At 47.1% G+C, this 22,066-nt stretch carries 20 protein-coding genes; 12 read left to right on the forward strand and 8 right to left on the reverse strand.

From position 1 onward, the window contains the following. The first annotated feature begins 155 nt into the window (after positions 1–155). Positions 156–464, forward strand: a complete 309-nt coding sequence (locus tag FBQ74_RS09345; RefSeq protein WP_139756429.1) for an isoamylase early set domain-containing protein — start codon at positions 156–158, stop codon at positions 462–464. A 56-nt stretch (positions 465–520) separates the two neighbouring features. Here FBQ74_RS09345 and FBQ74_RS09350 read toward each other — a convergent pair whose 3' ends face one another. After that, positions 521–1,447: an electron transfer flavoprotein subunit alpha/FixB family protein gene (locus tag FBQ74_RS09350; RefSeq protein ID WP_139756430.1), complete on the reverse strand. Its 927-nt coding sequence runs from the start codon at positions 1,445–1,447 to the stop codon at positions 521–523. Next, entirely contained in the window at positions 1,447–2,196 is a 750-nt protein-coding gene (locus tag FBQ74_RS09355; protein WP_139756431.1) for an electron transfer flavoprotein subunit beta/FixA family protein, read from the reverse strand. The genes FBQ74_RS09350 and FBQ74_RS09355 overlap by 1 nt, the downstream gene beginning before the upstream one ends. A gap of 291 nt (positions 2,197–2,487) precedes the next feature. Here FBQ74_RS09355 and FBQ74_RS09360 point away from each other — a divergent pair, with 291 nt between their 5' ends. The 5 genes from FBQ74_RS09360 (at position 2,488) to fldA (ending at position 6,447) form a co-directional block, all read left to right on the forward strand. Further along, a complete protein-coding gene (locus tag FBQ74_RS09360; protein ID WP_139756432.1) occupies positions 2,488–4,137 on the forward strand; it encodes an electron transfer flavoprotein-ubiquinone oxidoreductase in 1,650 nt (549 codons plus the stop codon). Between the two features lie 113 nt (positions 4,138–4,250). Continuing rightward, the gene (locus FBQ74_RS09365) at positions 4,251–4,652 is read left to right on the forward strand and encodes an H-NS histone family protein (RefSeq protein ID WP_139756433.1); all 402 of its coding nucleotides are present in this window, start codon (positions 4,251–4,253) and stop codon (positions 4,650–4,652) included. A 145-nt stretch (positions 4,653–4,797) separates the two neighbouring features. Continuing rightward, entirely contained in the window at positions 4,798–5,586 is a 789-nt protein-coding gene (locus FBQ74_RS09370; RefSeq protein WP_332309070.1) for an alpha/beta fold hydrolase, read from the forward strand. A gap of 91 nt (positions 5,587–5,677) precedes the next feature. Then, entirely contained in the window at positions 5,678–5,896 is a 219-nt protein-coding gene (locus FBQ74_RS09375; RefSeq protein WP_139756434.1) for a DUF2788 domain-containing protein, read from the forward strand. 26 nt (positions 5,897–5,922) lie between these two features. Beyond that, positions 5,923–6,447, forward strand: coding sequence for a flavodoxin FldA (fldA, locus tag FBQ74_RS09380; protein ID WP_139756435.1), 525 nt, complete (start codon positions 5,923–5,925; stop codon positions 6,445–6,447). Positions 6,448–6,530: 83 nt separating this feature from the next. Here fldA and FBQ74_RS09385 read toward each other — a convergent pair whose 3' ends face one another. Further along, a complete protein-coding gene (locus FBQ74_RS09385) occupies positions 6,531–8,537 on the reverse strand; it encodes a methyl-accepting chemotaxis protein (RefSeq protein ID WP_139756436.1) in 2,007 nt (668 codons plus the stop codon). 305 nt (positions 8,538–8,842) lie between these two features. Between FBQ74_RS09385 and fur the strand changes: the two genes are divergently transcribed. Next, entirely contained in the window at positions 8,843–9,271 is a 429-nt protein-coding gene (gene fur / locus FBQ74_RS09390; RefSeq protein ID WP_139756437.1) for a ferric iron uptake transcriptional regulator, read from the forward strand. A 79-nt stretch (positions 9,272–9,350) separates the two neighbouring features. On the opposite strand, the gene FBQ74_RS09395 is transcribed toward fur, so the two are convergent. From FBQ74_RS09395 to FBQ74_RS09410, 4 genes are read right to left on the reverse strand one after another with little or no spacing between them, the layout of a single operon-like run. After that, positions 9,351–10,217 carry an aminotransferase class IV gene (locus FBQ74_RS09395; protein WP_139756438.1) on the reverse strand — a complete coding sequence of 289 codons (867 nt, stop codon included), beginning with the start codon at positions 10,215–10,217 and terminating at the stop codon, positions 9,351–9,353. Further along, the gene (locus FBQ74_RS09400) at positions 10,217–11,185 is read right to left on the reverse strand and encodes a 5-oxoprolinase subunit C family protein (RefSeq protein WP_139756439.1); all 969 of its coding nucleotides are present in this window, start codon (positions 11,183–11,185) and stop codon (positions 10,217–10,219) included. The genes FBQ74_RS09395 and FBQ74_RS09400 overlap by 1 nt, the downstream gene beginning before the upstream one ends. After that, positions 11,172–11,867 carry a 5-oxoprolinase subunit PxpB gene (pxpB, locus tag FBQ74_RS09405; RefSeq protein ID WP_139756440.1) on the reverse strand — a complete coding sequence of 232 codons (696 nt, stop codon included), beginning with the start codon at positions 11,865–11,867 and terminating at the stop codon, positions 11,172–11,174. The genes FBQ74_RS09400 and pxpB overlap by 14 nt, the downstream gene beginning before the upstream one ends. A 2-nt stretch (positions 11,868–11,869) precedes the next feature. Next, positions 11,870–12,613: a 5-oxoprolinase subunit PxpA gene (locus tag FBQ74_RS09410; protein ID WP_139756441.1), complete on the reverse strand. Its 744-nt coding sequence runs from the start codon at positions 12,611–12,613 to the stop codon at positions 11,870–11,872. A 68-nt stretch (positions 12,614–12,681) separates the two neighbouring features. Between FBQ74_RS09410 and FBQ74_RS09415 the strand changes: the two genes are divergently transcribed. From FBQ74_RS09415 to FBQ74_RS09435, 5 genes are all read left to right on the forward strand, one after another. Further along, positions 12,682–13,530, forward strand: a complete 849-nt coding sequence (locus FBQ74_RS09415) for a CvfB family protein (RefSeq protein ID WP_139756442.1) — start codon at positions 12,682–12,684, stop codon at positions 13,528–13,530. Between the two features lie 4 nt (positions 13,531–13,534). Continuing rightward, entirely contained in the window at positions 13,535–13,936 is a 402-nt protein-coding gene (locus FBQ74_RS09420; protein WP_139756443.1) for an OsmC family protein, read from the forward strand. 180 nt (positions 13,937–14,116) lie between these two features. After that, positions 14,117–15,193, forward strand: a complete 1,077-nt coding sequence (locus FBQ74_RS09425) for an efflux RND transporter periplasmic adaptor subunit (protein WP_139756444.1) — start codon at positions 14,117–14,119, stop codon at positions 15,191–15,193. Positions 15,194–15,221: 28 nt separating this feature from the next. Next, positions 15,222–18,506 carry an efflux RND transporter permease subunit gene (locus FBQ74_RS09430; protein WP_139756445.1) on the forward strand — a complete coding sequence of 1,095 codons (3,285 nt, stop codon included), beginning with the start codon at positions 15,222–15,224 and terminating at the stop codon, positions 18,504–18,506. After that, positions 18,499–21,573 (forward strand): efflux RND transporter permease subunit, encoded by a 3,075-nt coding sequence (locus tag FBQ74_RS09435; protein WP_139756446.1) that lies wholly within the window; start codon positions 18,499–18,501, stop codon positions 21,571–21,573. The genes FBQ74_RS09430 and FBQ74_RS09435 overlap by 8 nt, the downstream gene beginning before the upstream one ends. 101 nt (positions 21,574–21,674) lie before the next feature. Here the strand turns inward: FBQ74_RS09435 and FBQ74_RS09440 are convergent, their stop codons facing one another. Beyond that, positions 21,675–21,998 carry a DUF3718 domain-containing protein gene (locus tag FBQ74_RS09440; RefSeq protein ID WP_139756447.1) on the reverse strand — a complete coding sequence of 108 codons (324 nt, stop codon included), beginning with the start codon at positions 21,996–21,998 and terminating at the stop codon, positions 21,675–21,677. Positions 21,999–22,066 lie beyond the last annotated feature (68 nt).

Raw genomic sequence — 22,066 nt, forward strand, 5'->3', positions numbered from 1 at the left:
GTCTGGCCCAATAAAACGCTTTAAAAGTCGAACAGATAGCCAGCACCAGATTGCATAGCAGTGACACAATGCAGCCGGACACACTTGAAGATAATCGAAAATAGGCTTAATTTAGTGGTTAATTTTTATTCGAAGACCGCTGAAAGAGTACGAGAATGAGTCTAACCAAGCAATATTTGAAATCCAGGCCTGTATGCAAAGTGACCTTTCGCCTGAAAGCAAAGGAAGCGGGTGATGCCACTTCAGTGAAGCTTGTGGGTGACTTTAATCACTGGGATACATCAGTTTCACCTATGCGCCATCTGAAAAATGGTGACTTTACCCAGACTCTGACCCTCGACAGGGACAAGAAGTATGCGTTTAGGTATTTATTGGACGATAATCAGTGGGAAAACGACTGGCAGGCTGATGCCTATTCCGCCTCTCCGGTTAGTAACGACGAAAACTCCATTGTCTCCGTGTGAATAAAAAAAGGGCTGGAAAAATCCAGCCCTTTTTTGCTAATGACTAACGCGCCTGGTTACAGAGACTTTTCCAGTTCAGGCAATACGTCAAACAAATCGCCCACCAGCCCGTAATCAGCCACCTGGAAAATCGGTGCTTCTTCATCTTTATTGATAGCGACAATGACCTTTGAATCCTTCATTCCCGCCAAATGTTGGATAGCGCCGGATATGCCCACAGCTATATATAGTTGCGGTGCAACAATTTTACCGGTCTGGCCTACCTGCATATCATTAGGCACAAAACCCGCGTCTACAGCAGCACGAGATGCGCCGATTGCAGCGCCAAGCTTATCCGCAATCCCTTCAAGTAAAGAGAAGTTTTCACCGTTCTGCATGCCACGACCGCCAGATATTACAACATCAGCGGCGGTAAGCTCGGGGCGCTCAGATTCAGTAAGCTCCTCACCCACAAAGCTGGATTTTTCAGACGTTTTGACCACATCCAGCGTTTCAACAGTTGCATCATTACCTTGTGCGGCTGCATCAAATGACGCTGCACGTACTGTGATAACTTTGATAGCATCTTCGGATTGAACAGTGGCAATAGCATTACCCGCGTAAATTGGCCGCGTAAACGTATCCGAAGATTCAACACCGATAATGTCAGAAATCTGCGCAACATCCAGCAATGCAGCCACTCGTGGCATAAAGTTTTTGCCTGTGGTAGAAGCGCTGGCCACGATATGATCGTAGTCTTTACCCAGCTCCACCACTAAGTCTGCGATATTTTCTGCAAGCTGATGACCATACGCCTCGTTATCGGTAACAATAACTTTTGCCACGCCATCAATTTCTGCAGCTGCCTGGGCAATCTTGGAACAATCAGAGCCTGCAACCAGTACGTGGATATCACCACCCATTTTTGTAGCAGCGTTGATTAGCTTGGCGGTATCGCCTTTCAGCTCACTGTTATCATGTTCTGCATAAACTAATACTGTCATCAGATCACCTTCGCTTCATTTTTAAGCTTATCAACCAGCTCAGCAACATTTTCAACTTTGATACCACCTTCACGCTGTGGTGGTGGTGTAACTTTTAGCGTTTTAACTTTTGACGCTAATTCAACACCAAAGTCTGATGCAGGCATCACATCCAGAGGCTTACGCTTAGCCTTCATGATATTAGGCAATGACGCATAACGAGGTTCATTCAGACGCAAATCGGTGGTAACGACCGCAGGCAGATCAAGCTGTACGGTTTGCAGGCCGCCATCAATCTCGCGGGTGACTTTGACCTTATTATCGTCAATATCCACTTTAGAGGCGAATGTACCCTGTGGCATGCCGGTTAACGCTGCCAGCATCTGGCCGGTCTGATTATTATCTGAGTCGATACTCTGCTTACCCAGAATCACCATATCCGGTGTTTCCTTTTCAACCAGCTTGCTTAGCAACTTAGCAACCTGAAGTGAATCAAGCTTTTCATCTGTATCGATCTGAATACCGCGATCCGCACCCAATGCTAATGCAGTACGAATTTGTTCCTGGCAACTTTTGTCGCCAATAGAAACAACCACGACTTCTGAGGCTACGCCCTGTTCTTTTAATTTAACCGCTTCTTCAACAGCGATTTCGCAAAAAGGATTTATCGCCATTTTTGCATTGGTCAGGTCAACGCCGGAATTATCGGCTTTAACCCGTACCTTCACGTTGTAGTCAATTGCACGTTTGACTGGTACAAGTATTTTCATTTGTTACCTCAAAATTTGAGTTAGCCGGTGATGTACCACCCTGTCTTGATATCATCAGCCTCTTTATATGGTTGATGGACGAAGAAAGGTTTACCCTGCATTAACGTAGAGTATACATTGAAACCAACTTGCTTTACGTTAACGTAAACTAAGCTGCAATCTACTTCCTGTTGACGTAAACGTCAACCTGCATTACCTTTCGAGGCGACATTTAATTTACAACTTTTTGACACGTGGCATTATTTGTTTCACCTATAGTGCACTATAACAATGAATTTTAAGGAGCCACCCATGGAACGTGAATCAATGGAGTTTGACGTGGTCATCGTTGGCGCCGGACCAGCAGGTCTGGCAACAGCATGTCGACTCATGCAACTTGCTAATGACGCTGAGCAGGAGCTCATGGTCTGCGTTGTGGAGAAAGGCTCTGAAGTCGGTGCCCACATCTTATCAGGTGCAGTGTTTGAACCACGCGCCCTTAATGAGCTTTTCCCCGACTGGAAAGAAAAAGGTGCACCACTGAACACACCTGTTACCGGCGATGATATCTATCTGTTTAACGATGCCACCTCTGCACGTAAACTGCCTAACTGGATGACGCCCAAAACAATGCATAATGATGGCAACTTTATTGTCTCAATGGGTAATGTCTGCCGCTGGCTGGCCGAGCAGGCCGAGGAGCTTGGCGTAGAAGTCTTTCCGGGCTTTGCAGCTGCAGATATCATCTACAACGAAGATGGTAGCGTGGGTGGCGTAGCAACCGGCGACATGGGCATCGGTGCCGATGGTGAGAAAAAAGACAGTTTTATGCCCGGTATGGATTTAAAAGCAAAGTACACCATCTTTGCGGAGGGCTCCCGCGGCCATTTAGGCAAAAGTCTGATTGAGAAGTTTGAGCTGGACAAAGATGCCAGCCCTCAGCATTACGCAATCGGTTTTAAAGAGGTGTGGGATATTGACCCTGCAAAACACCAGCCAGGGCTGGTTGTTCACTCCGCAGGCTGGCCGTTAGATGACGCAACCGGAGGAAGTTACCTCTACCATGCGGAAGATAATCAGGTATTGGTCGGGCTTATTGTTGACCTTAATTACGAAAACCCGTATCTGAGCCCGTTTCACGAATTTCAGCAATTGAAGCACCACCCCACCATCAGTCAGTATCTGGAAGGTGGCAAACGCGTTGCCTATGGAGCGCGCGCAATTACTAAGGGCGGTTTCAATTCTTTACCGAAAATGTCATTTCCAGGTGGCTTACTGGTGGGATGTAATGCAGGTACCCTGAATTTCGCAAAAATAAAGGGGAATCATACTGCAATGAAGTCAGGTATGGTTGCAGCGGAAACCCTTTTTGAAGCACTTAAAAGTGACCAGCCTGAAAAAGAACTCAGTAAATTTTCCGATAATATTAAAGCATCCTGGTTGTATGATGAGCTTTATAAATCACGGAATTTTGGTCCTGCCGTGCATAAATACGGTAACTTCTGGGGTGGTGCATTTAATACCCTTGAGCAAAACTTTTTTGGGGGCAGCCTCTTTGGAAAAACGCTGACAGATAACTCCAAAGATTATGCACAAATGAAAACCGTAGACGAAGTCACTAAAATTGACTACCCCAAACCGGATGGAAAGCTCAGTTTTGACAAGCCTTCTTCAGTGTATCTTTCGAATACTAATCATGAAGAAAACCAGCCGTGTCACTTACAATTAAAAGATCCTTCTATCCCAATTGAAGTTAATTGGCCGAAATATGCAGAGCCAGCTCAGCGCTATTGTCCTGCGGGGGTTTATGAGGTTATCGATGATGATAACGGAAATAAGAAATTTCAGATAAATGCGCAGAATTGTATTCATTGTAAGACCTGCGACATAAAAGATCCTTCGCAAAACATACGTTGGGTAACACCTGAGGGAACAGGCGGACCGAATTATCCGAATATGTAAATTACGTTAGTAATTCAATTAAAAAGAAAAAGCAGCAAAACGCTGCTTTTTTTTTGTTTAAAAATTAACTATGATTATTTTAATACTAATGCAATTAAACGTAAGGTTAATAAATGAGCGAGTTTTTGGATATTTTAACCCACGGAAGACGTTTACAGGGAGCAGTAAAAGAATTGTCAATTTCTGAGCTTGAACAGGTTCGGGCTAAATTAGACAACATTATTGAAAAACGCCACGAAAAGGCAGCCGAGCAGGAAAAGCAGGCGCAAGAAAAGAAAGCCAAAATTGCTGAAATTCAAAGGCAGATGGAAGAAGCTGGTCTGGCTGTCAGCGATTTAAAGGAAACCTCGCTCCCCGCCTCAAAACAGGGCAAAACCGGTAAAAAGCGTCCGGTTAAATATAAGCTGACCGATGAGTCAGGAAACGAACACAAATGGACCGGCATCGGCAGAATGCCTAAAGTATTTAAAGAAGCATTAGATGGTGGGAAGTCGTTGCAGGACTTTTCTATCTGATAAGTTGTACAAAAGGTGACTTCCGGTCACCTTTTTTATTCCCCCTTTCGATTTGCCATTCAATTGTTAAAAACATCTGTTTTTTGTTGGGCCAAACTTGCGCTTCAACGGTAACCAAATAGATTAAAAACGCTATAATTTTACTATGCCTATTTCCTTAAATTACGAAATTACATCCAGCGCACCTGCGCATCCCTGGCTCTTTCTCATACACGGATTGTTTGGCAATCTGGATAACCTCGCGGTTGTACGCCGTCACTTTCAAAAAACCTATAATGTGGTGAGCATCGATCTGCCCAACCACGGCGAATCCCCGCATACGCAAGGCTTTTCGTTTAAGGAATGTGCCGATGGTATCACCGCGATTATTGAAAGCACGAAAGCAAAGCAGGCGGTTATTCTAGGTCACTCTCTGGGCGGCAAGGCGGCAATGATGACAGCGCTACACTACCCTGACCTTGTAAGCGGGCTAGTTGTAGCAGATATTGCTCCGGTTACTTACCCTGCCCGCCATAACGAGATTATCCAGGGACTTCGTGCAGTTGAGCTCGATAATATAGAAAAACGCACAGATGCAGATAAACAGCTCGCGCGACACATTCCAGAGCCGGGTGTACGTCAATTTTTGTTAAAAAGTCTCTATCAGAATGAGGACAATGAGTGGCGCTGGCGATTTAATCTTGAGGGCATTGCTGCACATTACGAGGCAATCAGAAGCTGGCCGTCTACCGACTTGGAATTTACCAAAGACACCTTATTTATAAAGGGGAGTCGTTCAGATTATTTAAGCAGTGAATACAGAAGTGATGTAATGAAACTGTTTCCTGATGCAAAAGCACGCGTGATTGATGGTGCAGGTCACTGGCTACACGCCGAGAAACCTGAAGCATTTAATCTGGCTGTCGAAAGATTTGTCGATAGCGTAGCGCGTTAATGCAGCCGCATATGAGATAAATTTAAGCGGTTTTCTGTGCGTCATTGATTTAGAATATGCTATAGTCTGCGCCTGATTTAGAAGGGGTGTTATGCCCAACAGTACGTACGAATTATTTGAATCCGTCTCAATATATCTCGGGCTTGGCGGCCTTTTCATTCTGATGGGTTTAGCAGTACACGATGTGCTTAAGAAAAATGATGTCCCCCTGGTAGGAAAGCTAGTGGTGTACGGCGTGCTCGGCGCCGGTGCGCTGGGATTCCTGGCCAAGGGATTAATCGAAATGTTCTGGATAAGCACAGGCGTGTAAAGACAGTTAATAGATAGAGGGTAATTATGGCAAGTGTTGGCCTTTTTTTTGGAAGCGACACAGGAAATACTGAGCACGTCGCCAAGATGATACAAAAGGAATTGGGGAAAAACCTGATTGATGTTTTTGATATCGCGAAAAGTACCAAAGAAGCCATTGCTGAATACGACTTGCTGATATTCGGCATTCCCACTTGGTATTACGGTGAAGCGCAGTGTGACTGGGATGATTTTTTCCCCGAACTGGAAGAGCTGGATTTCAACGATAAACTGGTTGCGATATTCGGCTGTGGTGACCAGGAAGACTACGCTGAATATTTCCTGGATGCCATGGGTATGGTTCGCGACATTGTTGAGCCCCGCGGTGCGATTTTGGTTGGTCAGTGGCCCACAGAGGGCTATGACTTCGAAGCGTCCAAAGGCATGGCCGACGATGATCATTTTGTCGGGCTGGGCATAGACGAAGACCGTCAGCCAGAGCTGACTGAGGAGCGCGTCAAAGCGTGGTGCAAGCAACTGCACGATGAATTATGTCTGGCTGAACTGGCCTGATAGTTGATACAGAAATAGATACAGATATAAAAAAAGCTGCTTTTAAAGCAGCTTTTTTTATATTTGTTCCACTCTGAGAAGCATTACAGCTTAAAGCGCTCTACCGCCCCACGCAGGCTATCCATTTGCCCGTCCAGCTGCATGACCGACTTATTAACATTTAGGGTACTCTCGGCACTGGAATCTGCCAGTTGAACAATCTTATTAAGGCTAGCTGCAACGTCCGCAAGTAAACCATTCTGTTGTTGTGTGTCACTAACGATGCTCTGATTTATCTGGCTAAGCGAGTGTATAATATCGCGGATCTGACTGACTTGCTCATCCACCTGACCGATGATTTCAACCCCCCTGTTCGCTTGTGTTTTACCGGCATCAATAGCCTGCACAGCCTGGCTGGCGTCGCGCTGTAATGTTGCGATCATAGCTTCGATTTCTTCAGTAGAGTTTTGAGTCCGTGTTGCCAGGGTTCTCACTTCATCCGCTACAACAGCGAAGCCCCTGCCCTGTTCACCGGCCCGTGCTGCTTCAATGGCAGCGTTTAACGCCAGCAGGTTAGTCTGCTCTGCAATCGTTTTAATTACGTCCAGAATACTACCAATACTGCGACTGTTTTCTTCAAGTCGATTAATAGTTTGTGCTGAACGTTCTGCCTGAGTAGCCTGCTGATTACTTTGCTCCCTGCTTTGCGCTACCAGTTCGGCAATTGCCTGACTTTGCGTGCTTACTTTATTAAGGGATGCTGTGGATGCATTAATCTGAGCTAAATTGCTCTGACTGGTCTGCTGTACATTTTCAGTGTTTTGTGAGGTCTGTCTGACTTGTTCACGCTGCTCGGCGACATCATTTAAGGAGCGCTCACCCATGGCTACACTTTCCTTAGATACCTTGTCCAGTTGCTCTTCCTGCGCCAGGATATTGCCGATTAACTCACGCAGGCTGGCCGTTAGCGCATTGACCTTTTTAGCTAATGCTGCAAATTCATCTTTACCGCTGGTATCCAGCTGACTGGTCAAATCACCTTTAGATAACTGACTAAGTCCTTTATTAATTCGTGCTAATGGGCGGGCAATACTGCGGGTAGCAATTGTTCCCAATGCTATTGCTGCTATCAGTCCCAGGGCTGATACAATGAGGGTTTCCACAACACTTTCCTGCACAGTTTCAAGAATGCTCTGCTGTCCCTCAAGGGTGGCCTGGCTGGCCCGGTCGAATAAGGTATTGATGGTAGTCAGTGCGGCAGCCAGGGCTTCGTCCGCTTTATCACGATGTGCCTGGCTGGCAGCCATGGCATCCAGCTTTTGTTGCTGAAAAGCGATGAGTCCGTTGTTGCCGGTCAGATTCTCAGTCACAAGCGCATATTGTTCATTGAACGCCTCAACGGTTCCCCCGTTCTCTATGGTTTCTGCCAGACGGTTAAGATAATCCTTGTCAACTTGCAGATTGCTTAACTGATAATTCAAATCTTCAACGATATTAGCTGTGGTTTGAGGATCATTTGTCTCAGCCAACTCATTAAGCGAGGTATTCAGAGTTAGTAACTTATTATCGACATTAGTGCCAGCCCCTATAAGCGTTTCAATACCCGGATCGTTGCTGTCGATATAACTTAAATCGAGCATCAGCGCGCTGGCTTCATCTGTCATTCCCAACAGTGTATTCAATTGGTCTTCAAGTGCTTTGGAAACAGCAATACGTTGCATCAGCGCATCGTACATAGCCTGACTTTGCTCAACAAATTGCTTGCTATCAGCGACGCCCTGCGTAACGGCACGATTACCTTTACGGGATTGCTGAAGCTCATTGAGCTGGGAAATGAATTCAGCAGACAGGTGATTAAATGCGTCACGATTAGCAGCCAGTTTATCTGCGTTAGATTCGTAAAAGCCATTCGCAACGATAGTTGCCAGAGACTGCGTTTCAGATTTAATCTCCATCATCTGAATTTGCAGTGGCATTTTTTCGTCGGCCACAGAACGTGCGGCTTCCCGGATATCCGAGAGCCCTGAATAGGACAAGATGCCTATCAGGAACAGCAGACACCAAAATACTACGAACCCTAAAATGATCTTTCTGACTACCGTCAACTGCATTTACTACTTTCCTGTCCCTTTAACTGCAGTATTAACATACAAAAATGTTACAACTAAGTAAATTTATCTTTAAGAGATAATGAATACTTCTATAACAGTATCGGCACATTCGGCGATTTTGTTATCATTCTTTGGTATATTTTTAAGAAATGCAGAGTTACACGGCGAGCGCTGTTGCTACCTGACGGCATTGGAATGACTATTTTTTGTGCGTCAGTTTGACAAAGTGCGGCTTTTCCTTTCAAATCATATCAACTTACCTATAATAACGGCTACCTCGAACACAGCCCTGAAGTTGGTATTCAATGGATCAAAATAAAGAGCTAAAAAAGGCCGGACTGAAAGTCACGCTACCGCGCCTGAAAATATTGCAAATTCTGCAGGAACCTGAAAATCAACACATCAGTGCTGAGGATGTGTATAAAATCCTTATCGATCAGGGCGAGGAAATCGGATTAGCAACCGTTTACCGGGTGCTGAATCAATTTGATGATGCCGGAATTCTCAGCCGTCACCACTTTGAGGGTGGCAAGTCTGTATTTGAAATTAGTCACAAAGATCATCACGATCATCTTGTTTGTCTTAAGTGCGGTAAAGTCATCGAGTTTGAAGATGATGTGATTGAGCAGCGTCAGATTGAAATTGCCGAAAAGAACAATATGACCCTCACCCATCACAGCCTTTATTTGTATGGTGAGTGCGCAGATGAAAACTGCGATCAGCTGAACGACTAAAATAGCCAATAGTTACATAAAGAAAGCCCGTCGATGAACTCATCACGGGCTTTTTTTGTATCACCGATTCAGTGGAATATCAGAGAATAAATTTATAGCGGTTATAAATATTCAGACACCGTTCCCAGACTTTACCAGGCTGCCCGTCTGCAATCTGATGTCCGTCAATACTGAGCACCGGCGTAATTTCCTTACTAGAGCTGGTTAGCCAGACTTCCTCTGCACTCAGTAATTCCTGCCTGGTAATTGCCCTTTCGCGAACGATTACCGATTCTTTGCCCAAACTGTCGATAACCAATTGACGGGTAATGCCTGGCAATAGCTGATGGTCCAGCGGCGGGGTAACAATCTGATTATTGATGACAGCAAAAACATTGCAGGACGCAGCTTCCGTTACCTCACCATTCTGATTAATAAGAATTGTCTCACTTTTCCCTTCTTCTATGCCTTGCTGGTAATGCATTACATTGCCCAGTAAAGACGTGGATTTGATGTGACAACGTTGCCACCGAAGGTCATTATTCAACGCCACATGCAGGCCTTTGACATCCTCACACCGGGTTTCGGGTGGAGAAGGCATCGCAAACCCATATCCAAACACGGTGGGCTTGATGTCATTGCCGTAGGTATGATGGCGCTGAGGTTCAACGCCCCTGGATACATGCAGGTAAATACCAATATAAGGCGTGTCTAGTGCAGCTGCATTTCTTTGGGTCAGGGTAGTGACAATATCCTGCCACTGCGCTGCGTCAAAAGGGTTCGGAATATTAATAGCGGACAAACCATCCGCCATCCTTTTAAAATGCGCAGACAGTCCGACAGGTTTACCCTCATGCGTCGGAATAACTTCATAGATACCATCACCAAACAAAAAGCCTCTGTCCATCGGAGATATCCGGGCTTCATGTAGCGGCAGGTATTCGTTATTTAAAAAAGCGATGGACATCAGGTGTCGTCTCCGTTATCAGCATCTTCACTATCGAAAATCCGTTCTTCCAGACGATGGCGTAACAACCATTTCGCCCTGGCGTTATCGCTGCTGATTGATTGAAAAGTGATTGTATCACCAGGAACAGCCTGGGCCAGCCGATAAAGATCGTAATCGGCCACACAGCCTATCTTCGGATACCCACCCAGTGTCTGCCGGTCGGCGAGCATGATAATAGGCTGGCCGTCACCGGGAAACTGTATAGCACCACAATTGATTCCCTCTGAGTATAAGTCAGTGTCAGGATAGGCAATAGCCTGTCCTTTCAGACGATACCCCATGCGGCTAATATCATTGGTTACCTGGTATTCACTGGCGAAAAACAGCTGTTGTTGCCAGTTATCAAAATGTTCATGCTGATAGCCAACGACCACATCAAGCGGTTTTTCCAGCGAATAGTCAGGCTTCTCGTTATCCTTGAGCGCACGCTGTGGGTGATGCTGATGTAACTCTACCAGCAAAACCTCTCCACTTTTAATACTCGCGCCATCATTATTACGCCCGCCTACCCCTTCGCGTGTGACAATCGATTTACTGCCCTGCACAACCGGCAAATCGATAATGCCTCCGAAACCGATATAGGTTTTCGTACCCATTCGTGCCGGTTTGACACGCAGCGTATCGCCTGCCTGCAAACTATGACTTTGCCATGCGGGGACTGGCTCATCGTTCTGCCAAACGGAGACTGAGGGTCCGCCAACAGCAACGGTAGTCTCTGCGCTCACGCTAAGCTGCATTTCACCCATACATTCTAGGGCCGGTGCGTCCAGATCATTTTCACAAAGCCAGTTAACCAGCTCAAAACTTAGCTGATCGAGGGCACCGGATGCACAATACCCTGTTTCCTGAGCGTGCGTATCTCGCCCCGCATCTACAACCAGTAACTGTAATCCTGGTTCTGTTATTGCGATCTCACCCATGGGCATCAGCTAACTCCCTGAACCTTGCTTCATCGATTTCTAAAAACGTAACGGTATCACCGGCCCGCAGAGTAACCGGTTGCGTGCCATCAGCTTTAAATAACGGTAACGGGCAGCGGCCCAGTAAGTTCCATCCTCCGGGAGATTCACTGGGGTATACAGCCGTTTGACGATCAGCAATGGCCACCGCCCCCGCGGGGACCTTTTTGCGTGGAGAGGCAAGCCGCGGGCAGCGTAAAGCTTCGTCAAGCTCGCCCATATAGGCAAACCCGGGGGCAAAGCCGACTGTAAATACTTTGAACGTCTGGTTCGTGTGTAAGCCGATAATATCTGCCTCAGACAGTCCGGTCTTTTCGCTAATGCGTGCTAAATCATCAGCGCCGCTGGCGCCATACCATACAGGAAGCTCATAATGACTGTGCTCGTCCTGACTCGCTTCGCGCGGTGATGTCTGGCGAAGTGTGCGATAGACAAGGTGTGTATCCGCGCGCTGTAAATCGAATAAGACCAACAATGAGTCATAACCGGCAATCAGTGATTTTATCCATGAAAGCCGGCGCGCTTTTAAGCCTCTGGCCATCGCCTGTACGGCCTCATTTTTTTCCGTCAGCGTATCACCATGAAAATAGATAATAACGCCATCAATACCGGCAGGCTGAATATCCTTAATGCGGCCGAAAAACTGCATTATTACTGTGCCCCTTTTTCATCGATAATCTGACGAATTGCACTGGCCATTTGTACTGCCCCCTGCGTATCGCCGTGAACACAAAGTGTATCCACAGGCATAGTCAGTTTCGTTCCATCGCAGGCGACAATACTTGAGTCGTGAATAATTTGCTTCGCCTGTTTTACAGCACCAGCTTCATCCAATACTGCACCTGGCTTATGTCTGGACATAAGATAGCCATCCGCCTCATAGTGCCGGTCTGCGAACGCCTCAAACATGACATCAAGACCATAGGTCTGCGCATGGTCTTTGATACTCTGATAGGCAGGGTGAGCCTGAACCATGATTTTCAATGTTCCACCGCCGATACCGGATACTGCCTGAAAAACGGCATCACGGGTATTTTCGTTCTGCATCATGTCATGGTACAGCGCACCGTGAGGTTTTACGTATTCAAGCCGCTGCGCATACAACGAGGCCAACCCGCTTAATGCGCTGACCTGATATTCCAGACACGCCACCAGTTCATCGTGTTTCATCGTCATACTGCGACGGCCAAACCCCTGTAAGTCAGGGTATGAAGGATGGGCTCCGATGGTTACCTTATGCCGGGCAGCCAATGATATCGCATGCTTAAGGGCGACAGGATCCCCGGCATGAAATCCACAGGCGATATTTGCCTGATCAATCAACGCCATAATTGCGCTGTCCACCGGCATTTTCCAGGCACCATAGCTTTCGCCCAAATCGCAATTCAATAACATAGTTGTTTCGCTCTTACTTCAATAATGCGGTATCATTTTACCTTTAAAATCATTAACAGTCAGGCACCATGATACAGGTTGGTACATTCAATACGCTTACCGTGGTGGGCGAGTTCCCATTTGGTTTTCAGCTTTCTACGCAAAACGATAATGAAGGTTTAGTGACACTACCTGCCCATCTGGCACCGAAAGGTCTTAAAGAGGGTGATTCACTCGACGTTTTTGTATTGCCGGATGAAACGGGCGCATTGTATGGCACTACCCAGACGCCTGCTATAGAAATCGGCCAGACTAAAGTCCTGAAAGCGGTCAATGCGACGCACTTTGGCGCCTTTTTCGACTGGGGGCTTGAAAAAGATTTGCTGGTGCCGGCCCAGCATCAGGAATCGCCTGTTAACCCTGGTATGTATTATGTGGTGCATGCTTTTTACGATAACGCCACCAAACGTATTTTAGGTGCTACGCGGTTGCATCCTTTTTTAAGCGAAGGTGGCGCTGACTTCAGCACCGGTCAGGCGGTGGGTTGTCTGGTGTATGCCAAAACAGAGCTTGGCTTTAAAGTGGTGGTGGATAGCACACATACAGGCTTACTTTTTCATTCCGACGCCTTTGTAGCGCCACGAATCGGCGATGCCATCGATGCGGTTGTCAAGAATGTCCGCGAGGACGGTAAGCTTGATATTGCGTTACAGCGCACGGATAAAAAAGGGCGGGATTCGTTAACCGATGCCATCATAGAGGACCTTGAGGCCCATGGTGGCTTGTCGACCCTCACCGATAAAAGCGCTCCTGATGAAATATATGCAAGATTCAAAGTTAGCAAAGCTGCTTATAAAAAGGCACTGGGAAGCCTCTATAAGCAACGCAAAATAGTAATTGATAAACAGGCAGTACGCCTGGTAAAGCAAGAGGGATAACAAAATGAAAGCAAACGTGAAGTGGGATCGCGATTTGTCATTTACGGGGGTCACGGACAGTGGGTATAAAACTGTTATGGACGGAAGTGGCAATGCGGTATCTCCGATGGAGTCAGTACTGCTTTCGGTCGGTGCATGCTCAAGTGTGGATGTGGTAGAAATATTAAAGAAAGGCCGCTACAACTTAGTACACTGTGAATGTGAGCTAAGCGCAGAGCGCGCCCAGAGCGCCCCAAAAGTATTTACGAAGATCCACGCCCACTATATCGTCAAAGGCGAAGGGTTGACTGACAAAGCCGTAGCCAGAGCGGTTTCATTGTCTGCAGAAAAGTATTGCTCGGTAATCATGATGCTAAAAGAGAGCGTAGAGATTTCAACGAGTTATACAATTCAAGCTGAAGAATAGCCAAATTAACAACTTTTTAATCAAAAAAGCTACTCCAGCCCGGATGTAGCTTTTTTTATGCCTGCCAAAAAATTATAACCACATGATTATTATAAGAATTTACAAACGTTAACATTTTGGCACACTCAATGCTCAAATTAAGGCATATAGTGATTAAAACAGTTACAACAGGACTTTATCATGGATGTTTTATCTGCTCGTGCTTTTCGTTTATCGCTGGCAGCCGTCGCCTGCGCCTCTACCCTCGCGCTCTCTGGCTGCGGCAATGTTGAAGCCACCGACTCTGCTGCGACTCAGGAGACGCAGGTCATTAAAATTCCCGTCGAAACCGCCAGCGTTATGATTGGGGATATTGATTCAACCTACAATACAACCGCTATTCTGGAAGCAACCGATGAAGCGTTTGTGGTTGCGCGAGCTTCAGGGATTATTGAAGAAATATTAGTAGAAGAAGGCGACTATGTTGAGAAAGGACAGGTCCTGGCCCGCCTTGATAAAAAACGTTATGAACTGGCGTTGAGCAAAGCCCGCGCTGATCTTAAGGGTATCAAGCAGGAGCTGGATAAGGTCAACAAAGTTTATTCGCAGAATTTAGTGAGTGACGATACTTACGAAAAGCTTAACGCGCAATTCGAATCTGCTCAGGCGTCGGTTCAGTTGGCAGAGCTGGATTTAGCAGAAACAACAATCACAGCGCCTATCAGCGGCTACATTGCAGAGAAAAATGCCAAAGTCGGAAACCTTACTGAATCATTTCAGCGCGAACGCATGTTCCACATTGTTCAGCAAAAAATGCTACAGGGAATTGTTTATCTGCCAGAAAGTGAACTGACTAATATAAAAGTCGATCAGCAGGCTACCTTGCACATCCCGGCTTTATCAGATTCGCAGGTAACTGCGTTTGTAGAACGTATAAGCCCGGTTATTGATGCTCAAACCGGTACGTTCAAAGTCACTTTAACAGTACCCAATAAAGATGAAACGCTCAAAGCCGGTATGTTCTCAGAAGTAGCGCTGAACTATGCCACCCACTCTCAGGCGCACCTGCTTCCCCGTCAGGCATTACTGACTATCGATAATAAAACCTCTGTATTCGTCGTGAAGGACGGTATTGCGCGCCAGGTGGATGTCACCCTGGGTTTCGAACAGGGAAATAAGATCGAAGTCACACAGGGTCTTTCTGGCAGCGAGCAGGTTATTACCGTAGGTCACCAGAACCTGAAAGATGAAACGCCGGTCAATATTGTAAATAGCTAACCGCAACGTTCACACAAGGAGAAGAACGATGAGCATTATCAACGTTGCGGTAAAACGCCCGGTTACCATCGCTATGTTTACCGCTGCGGTATTACTATTTGGAATGGTCTCACTGGGACGATTATCGGTTAATTTGTTGCCCGAGTTATCCTACCCCACCCTTACTATTCGTACCGATTACGCAGGCGCAGCGCCCGCTGAAGTGGAGCAGCTGGTTTCCAAGCCTATTGAAGAATCCATAGGGATTGTTAAAGGTGTGTCGAAGGTAACCTCTGTGTCGCGGCCTGGTCAGTCTGATGTTGTTCTTCAGTTTGCCTGGGGAACGGATATGGATCTGGCTAGCCTGGAGGTACGCGAAAAGCTGGATATTCTGATGCTACCGCTGGATGTAGAAAAATCCCGGCTACTGCGTTTTAACCCCACCACCGATCCGGTCTTGCGCTACGGTTTGAGCTTTGCTGACCAAAGCAGTGCTACTATCGATGGTATGAAGCAGCTTCGCTTCTTTGCTCAGGAACAACTTAAGCGCAAGCTTGAAGCCATTGATGGTGTTGCTTCTGTACGAGTAGGTGGCGGTCTGGAAAATGAGATACAAATCCTTGTCGACCAGCAAAAAGCCGATCGTCTTAACTTAAGCATTGACCAGATAATAACGCGCCTTGAGCAGGAAAACATCAACGCTGCCGGCGGCAAAGTCGATCAGGGCGGCCAGGCATTTTTGGTACGGACACTTAATGAGTTTGAAAACCTCGATGCGATACGAAACCTTTATATCGGGCGAAATGAGCAACGTAATATTCAACTTAAAGATGTTGCAATAGTCGAAAGTGCTTATAAGGACCGTGATGCTATCACCCGCTTTAACACTACCGAAGGCGCCGAATTAGCTATCTACAAGGAAGGAGATGCAAACGCAGTTCAGGTGGCACAGAAGGTTAAGCAGGTTGTCTCGCAACTTTCCGGCTCGATTCCGTCGCGTTATGCGCTGGAGCTGTTTTATGACCAGAGTGAATTCATCAGTCAGGCGATCAGTGAAGTTAAGTCTGCTGCCTGGCTGGGTGGCTTGCTGGCAATGGTTGTGCTGTACCTCTTTTTAAAAAATATCTGGACCACGTTAATTATCTCCGTTTCCATCCCCGTTTCTGTAATTGCAACGTTCAATCTGATGTATGCCAATGATATCAGTCTGAATATCATGAGTTTGGGGGGCATCGCACTGGCGGTCGGGCTGCTGGTTGATAACAGTATAGTGGTACTGGAAAATATCCATCGTAAACGTACTGCCAGTACCAATCATCAACAGGCTGCGGTGACTGGCACTAAGGAAGTTGCCGGCGCAATTGTGGCCTCGACCCTGACTACGCTGGCTGTTTTTGTACCGCTGATATTTGTGGAGGGCATTGCCGGACAGCTATTCAGTGACCAGGCCATGACCGTCTCCTTTGCATTGCTGGCTTCCCTGGTCGTTTCTCTGACCCTGATCCCGAGTCTTGCTGCTCGCAAGCCTGTATCGCACGACCAAACGCACGTCATGCAACATGAAGACAGCGCTTTAAATACCAAACCTGCTTCTGCCCGTCACCCGGTCATTCGCATTTTATTATTCCCGTTCACACTGCTTTTCACTGTTGTTTTTCGGTGGCTACCTGCAGCCTTTGTAACGGTAGTGCTATTAATATGGCATGCACTATCCCGTATTTTTTCACTATTACTTAAGCCCGTCCTGTGGCTGTTTCAAAAAGCCTTTGACGCCATCGAAAGCGGCTATAAAGTTTTGCTGACCTCTGCCCTTAATGCACGGGTGGTGGTGTTGGGGCTGGCAGTGGTTATCGCTTGCGCAGCAATTCCACTTACCAAACAACTGGGTGTGGAACTTATTCCTTCCATGGCTCAGGGTGAGTTTACTGTTGAGGTTACATTACCGGCGGGTGCCAGGGTCGAGCAGACAGACGCTTTACTTGGTGCTCTGGCCGCTGAAGCCGGCGAGTTTGAAACTGTCGCTCGCACTTACTCACTCGCCGGCACCGGCAGTCTGGTGAGCGCAACAGCCAATCAAAGCGGTGATCACTGGGGTAAATTAAACGTTGTCATGCAACCGGGGTATAGCCAGTCAGATATAGACCGTGTTCAGACAGCTTTACGTGGCTATCTGAGTCAGCAGGCAGGTGTACAAAGTCAGTTCTCAGAGCCCAGTTTGTTTACCTTTGATGCGCCTATTCAAATTGAGGTGCAGGGTTACGACCTTGAACAACTTTACCTGTATAGCCAGGCTATTATCTCCGGTTTACAGGATAACGACCGGTTTGCCGACGTTTCTACCACCCTCGCTCAGGGGAATCCGGAGCTTAAAATCCGCTTTGACCATAATAAACTGGCGGCCATCGGTCTGTCGGCCCGCCAGGTGTCGGACTTAGTTGCTGCTCAGGTGGGCGGCAAGATAGCAACACAATTTAGTGTGCAGGATACAAAAATCGATGTACTGGTCAGAACACTTAATCGTCAGCGGGATGACATTAATGCCGTTCGCAAAATTATTATCAATCCGCAAAGCGACCAGCCAGTGCCACTAGGCGCTGTGGCAGAAGTTTACATGAGTCGCGGCCCCAGCGAGATCACCCGAATTGGTCAGCAGCGTGTGGTCGTGGTATCCGCAAACCTTGCTTATGGCGATTTAGCCGGGGGCGTTAGCGCAGCACAAACTGCAATTGATGAAGCCCGTCTTCCTTTGACACTGAGCGCCGACATCGCGGGTCAAAGTGAAGAGATGGAGCAAAGTTTCCAGTCATTGCAATTTGCCTTGGCTCTTGCCGTATTCATGGTTTACCTGGTGATGGCCTCGCAGTTCGAAAGCCTGTTGCACCCCCTGCTCATATTATTTGCTGTGCCTTTAGCCGGCGCTGGCTCTGTCTATGGCCTGTGGCTTACAGGAACAAATATCAGTGTCATTGTGTTCATTGGGCTTATCATGCTTTGCGGTATTGCGGTAAATAACGCCATTGTTCTGGTCGACCGTATTAACCAGCTTCGGGCGCAGGGGATGGAAAGACACGACGCCATTATTGAAGCAGGTACCACACGCCTGCGTCCGATAGTAATGACAACACTGACAACAATTCTTGGATTGTTGCCCATGGCATTGGGTGTTGGAGAAGGCGCTGAAGTGCGAACTCCAATGGCGGTAACCGTCATTTTCGGGCTGCTGTTCTGTTCAGCAATCACCCTCATTCTGCTGCCTGTGCTCTATGCGGTATTTGACCGCAAGCGATTTGAGGATGCCAGTGCTGCGGTGGCAGGAGATAAAACCTATGGATAACAAAACACCGTTTGCCGCAGGCATGGCCAGATTTGCGCTGAGCCACCCGGTCACTGTATGCATGGTTTTTCTCTCTTTGCTGTTGTTTGGCATTATTGCCAGCCGTCTGCTGCCTTTAGAAAAATTTCCGGGCATTGATATTCCTGAGATGGTTATCAATGTGCCCTATGATGATGCTACACCGTCTGAAATAGAGCGCATGATTACCCGCCCCATCGAAGAGGCAGTGGCAACACTGTCCGGTATCAAACGTATTCAGTCTCGCTCTTTTGATAATCGTGCTGAAATTTACGTCGAATTTAACTGGGACGAAAACATCAAAGCCAAAAGTATTGAGGCCCGGGAAAAAATTGATGGCATCAGGCATCTGCTACCAGACGATGTAGAGCGTATTCTGGTGTTTAAGTTTAATACCAATGACATGCCGATATTTCAGCTTCGGGTTTCCAGCGAGCGCGATTTGTCGAATGCTTACGATCTTCTCGACCGTAACCTGAAACGGGCCATGGAGCGGGTGCCCGGCATATCAAAAGTAGAACTTTATGGCGTGATGAAAAAGCAAATCATTATACGCCTAAAGCCTCAACGAATGGCGGCGCTGGATATCAGTGCGGCGGATGTAACCCGCCAGCTTCAGCAAGCTAACTTTGCAATGTCCGCCGGTCAGATTGATAACGGAAACCAGCAAATTCGTGTGTCACCCCAGGGTGAGTTCAGTGATATTCGCGACTTCGCTGCCATGCCGGTCAGGGGAAGCATCAGTCTTTCGGACATCGCGGATATTAATTACGAGCAGCCGGAAGCGACAGAGGGCCGGCACCTTGATCGCACCTATGCAGTTGGCTTCAATGTTTATCGTGAGTCAGGAAGCAATCTGGTAGACGTGTCGTCCCGCGTTCTGGAAGTGATAGAAAAGGCTAAAAAAGACCCCGCGTTTAATGGTATTAATTTATTTGTCATGGACGATGTGGCCAAAAGTGTTACCACTTCACTCTCGGATCTGCTCTGGGCTGGGGTAATTGGCGCTGTTTTCTCTGTGGCGGTGCTTTATTTGTTCCTGCGTCAGTTGAGTACAACGCTGATTGTCGTATTGTCTGTGCCTGTTTCATTGTGTATTACGCTGGGTGTGATGTATCTGGCTGGTTACTCTTTAAACGTATTGTCCCTTATGGGATTAATGCTGGCCGTGGGCATGCTGGTTGATAACGCGGTGGTTATTACAGAAAGCATATTCAATGAACGGCAGTATACGAACAGTCGACGAGAAGCCACTCTTAAGGGGGTCAATAAGGTTAGCCTGGCGGTAATAGCGGGTACTACGACAACAGCAATTGTCTTTTTACCCAATATCATCGGCGTAAAAATAGACGTAACGGTTTTTCTGGAACATGTGGCAATAGCCATTTGTATTTCCCTTTTTGCTTCTCTTCTCATCGCGCAAACACTTATTCCGCTGCTGGCTGAGAAAATTAAAACACCCTCAACCACAAAAAAGGTCAAAGCGGCTGCCTATCAGCGCTATTACCAGAAAGTGCTGGCCTGGGTGATTTCTCATCGAAAAAGCAGTGGGCTTATTGCGTTGATTATTCTTGCTTCCACCATCCTTCCTATGCAGGTTGTAAGTTCTGACGGCCAGGGTAATGATGATAATAAGCGTGTGTGGCTTACCTATCATTTTACCCAGGGCTACAGCATGGACGAGGTCGAAAAATCTGTTGATAAAATGGAGGCGTTTTTATACGCCAACCAGGATAAGTTTCATATTGAGCAAGTGTATAGCTGGTTTACTGCTGGCGAAGCGGTGTCCGGCATTACACTTAAAGATGATTTGCCTATTCCTATCGCTCAATGGAAAACCATGGTCAAAGATGCCATGCCCGAATTCGCCAGGGCCAGACCATCTTTCAACTGGCGAAGCGATAATGGCGGCGGTTTACAAATCACCCTGACCGGGGATTCAACCAGCCGGCTATTAGCCTTGGGAGACAGGTTAGTGGCGCCTCTTTCAGCCATAGAGGGACTGGAAGATGTAAAGCTGGATGTGGGTAATCAACAGCAAGAGGTGCAAATTCGCATCGACAGAGAACGTGCCCACCGCCTGGGTCTTAATGCTGAATCTATTGCCGGCCTCATATCTACGGCGCTAAGGGGTGTGAATTTGCGCACTTTCCGTCATGGCAATGCAGGGGAAGTAGATGTGCGCCTGATGTACTCACAGGATACCCAGACATCAGTATCTCAGTTGCAGAATATCAAAATTGCGAGCTGGCAGGGAAAACCGGTAACACTGGCAAATGTGGCAACGGTAACCACAGCGCCGCAGTTGTCTGAAATTCAGCGAATAAATCGTCAGACAGCGCTAATGATCAAGGCTAACTTAGGTGAGGACCTTACGCTTGAACAAGCCAGAGAGCGCATCTCAGCCGTTATGGCCTACCAAAGTTTACCAGATGGATACAGCTGGTCGCTCGACGGTGCCTTCCAGAATATGGATGAGGCACAGCAAGTGATGCAGGTAAACATGCTGCTTGCAATTTGCATGATTTATATCGTGATGGCAGCGTTGTTTGAATCACTGTTGCTGCCTACCGCAGTAATTGGCTCACTGCTCTTTTCATTCACCGGTGTATTCTGGACATTCATGATCACAGGCACATCGATGTCCATCATGGCAATGATTGGCATGTTGATACTGATGGGGATCGTGGTGAACAACGGTATCGTATTGGTTGACCGTATTAACCAGCTTGTTAATGAAGGGATGTCACTGAGCCAGGCAGTGCTCAACGGATGTCAGTCGAGGGTCAGGCCGGTATTAATGACGGTGGCGACAACTGTCTTAGGACTGGTACCACTGGCGATTGGTACAACCCGGATAGGTGGAGATGGCCCCGCATACTCGCCCATGGCGATCGCCATTATTGGCGGGCTGTTGTTCTCTACCCTTACCAGTTTGTTTCTGGTTCCGCTTACCTATATTCAGCTGGTCAGACTCAGACAAGCTACGGCAAGAATGATTTATCAGGCCCACAATCGTGTTCGCCGCTGGACCCGGCAAACAACCTGAAATCTCTACCAAAATAAATTAAGTCTGTGTAGATAAGGCGGGGGTAGTTCTGCTACCCCGCTTACCAGTTTTAATCGTGCTTTTATGATGTCAAAAACAGATTAACTTTGTGCCATCAGAAAGCTTTTTACCTGCTTAGCATTACGTTTTTCAGAAAACTCTATCAGGTTGCTTCCGTTACACGTCAGACCATTTTTGGCTGTGATTCGGCGAATAACTTCACGATCACTGGCTGCCACGTTGCCCACACTACGCTGAATACTGGAGCGAAGAATTCTGACGTCGTCTTTAACGACTGCCTTACAAAAACCTGAGAAGCTGGTGTCGCCTTTATATTTGACCACTGGCTGATTATCTGCCGCAACGGCCTGGCCTAATACTAACAGTGCAGATGTAGCTAGAAGTGTTTTATTAAGTAATTTCATTTTCTGTCATCCTTATGCATGGTTCGTCATTTACGTCACGTTGTCATCAACGCCCTTATAGTTATGCA

The organism is Salinimonas iocasae (assembly GCF_006228385.1).
GTDB classification, from domain to species: domain Bacteria; phylum Pseudomonadota; class Gammaproteobacteria; order Enterobacterales; family Alteromonadaceae; genus Alteromonas; species Alteromonas iocasae.

Bases quoted from the DNA above. Each gene is read 5' to 3' on its own strand.
- FBQ74_RS09410 (WP_139756441.1), bottom strand. From the start codon at position 12,613: ATGTTATTGAATTGCGATTTGGGCGAAAGCTATGGTGCCTGGAAAATG.
- FBQ74_RS09420 (WP_139756443.1), top strand. From the start codon at position 13,535: ATGAAAGCAAACGTGAAGTGGGATCGCGATTTGTCATTTACGGGGGTC.
- FBQ74_RS09440 (WP_139756447.1), bottom strand. From the start codon at position 21,998: ATGAAATTACTTAATAAAACACTTCTAGCTACATCTGCACTGTTAGTA.
- FBQ74_RS09375 (WP_139756434.1), top strand. From the start codon at position 5,678: ATGCCCAACAGTACGTACGAATTATTTGAATCCGTCTCAATATATCTC.
- pxpB (WP_139756440.1), bottom strand. From the start codon at position 11,867: ATGCAGTTTTTCGGCCGCATTAAGGATATTCAGCCTGCCGGTATTGAT.
- FBQ74_RS09425 (WP_139756444.1), top strand. From the start codon at position 14,117: ATGGATGTTTTATCTGCTCGTGCTTTTCGTTTATCGCTGGCAGCCGTC.
- FBQ74_RS09365 (WP_139756433.1), top strand. From the start codon at position 4,251: ATGAGCGAGTTTTTGGATATTTTAACCCACGGAAGACGTTTACAGGGA.
- fur (WP_139756437.1), top strand. From the start codon at position 8,843: ATGGATCAAAATAAAGAGCTAAAAAAGGCCGGACTGAAAGTCACGCTA.
- FBQ74_RS09385 (WP_139756436.1), bottom strand. From the start codon at position 8,537: ATGCAGTTGACGGTAGTCAGAAAGATCATTTTAGGGTTCGTAGTATTT.
- FBQ74_RS09400 (WP_139756439.1), bottom strand. From the start codon at position 11,185: ATGCCCATGGGTGAGATCGCAATAACAGAACCAGGATTACAGTTACTG.
- FBQ74_RS09345 (WP_139756429.1), top strand. From the start codon at position 156: ATGAGTCTAACCAAGCAATATTTGAAATCCAGGCCTGTATGCAAAGTG.
- fldA (WP_139756435.1), top strand. From the start codon at position 5,923: ATGGCAAGTGTTGGCCTTTTTTTTGGAAGCGACACAGGAAATACTGAG.
- FBQ74_RS09395 (WP_139756438.1), bottom strand. From the start codon at position 10,217: ATGTCCATCGCTTTTTTAAATAACGAATACCTGCCGCTACATGAAGCC.
- FBQ74_RS09435 (WP_139756446.1), top strand. From the start codon at position 18,499: ATGGATAACAAAACACCGTTTGCCGCAGGCATGGCCAGATTTGCGCTG.
- FBQ74_RS09360 (WP_139756432.1), top strand. From the start codon at position 2,488: ATGGAACGTGAATCAATGGAGTTTGACGTGGTCATCGTTGGCGCCGGA.
- FBQ74_RS09350 (WP_139756430.1), bottom strand. From the start codon at position 1,447: ATGACAGTATTAGTTTATGCAGAACATGATAACAGTGAGCTGAAAGGC.
- FBQ74_RS09370 (WP_332309070.1), top strand. From the start codon at position 4,798: ATGCCTATTTCCTTAAATTACGAAATTACATCCAGCGCACCTGCGCAT.
- FBQ74_RS09430 (WP_139756445.1), top strand. From the start codon at position 15,222: ATGAGCATTATCAACGTTGCGGTAAAACGCCCGGTTACCATCGCTATG.
- FBQ74_RS09355 (WP_139756431.1), bottom strand. From the start codon at position 2,196: ATGAAAATACTTGTACCAGTCAAACGTGCAATTGACTACAACGTGAAG.
- FBQ74_RS09415 (WP_139756442.1), top strand. From the start codon at position 12,682: ATGATACAGGTTGGTACATTCAATACGCTTACCGTGGTGGGCGAGTTC.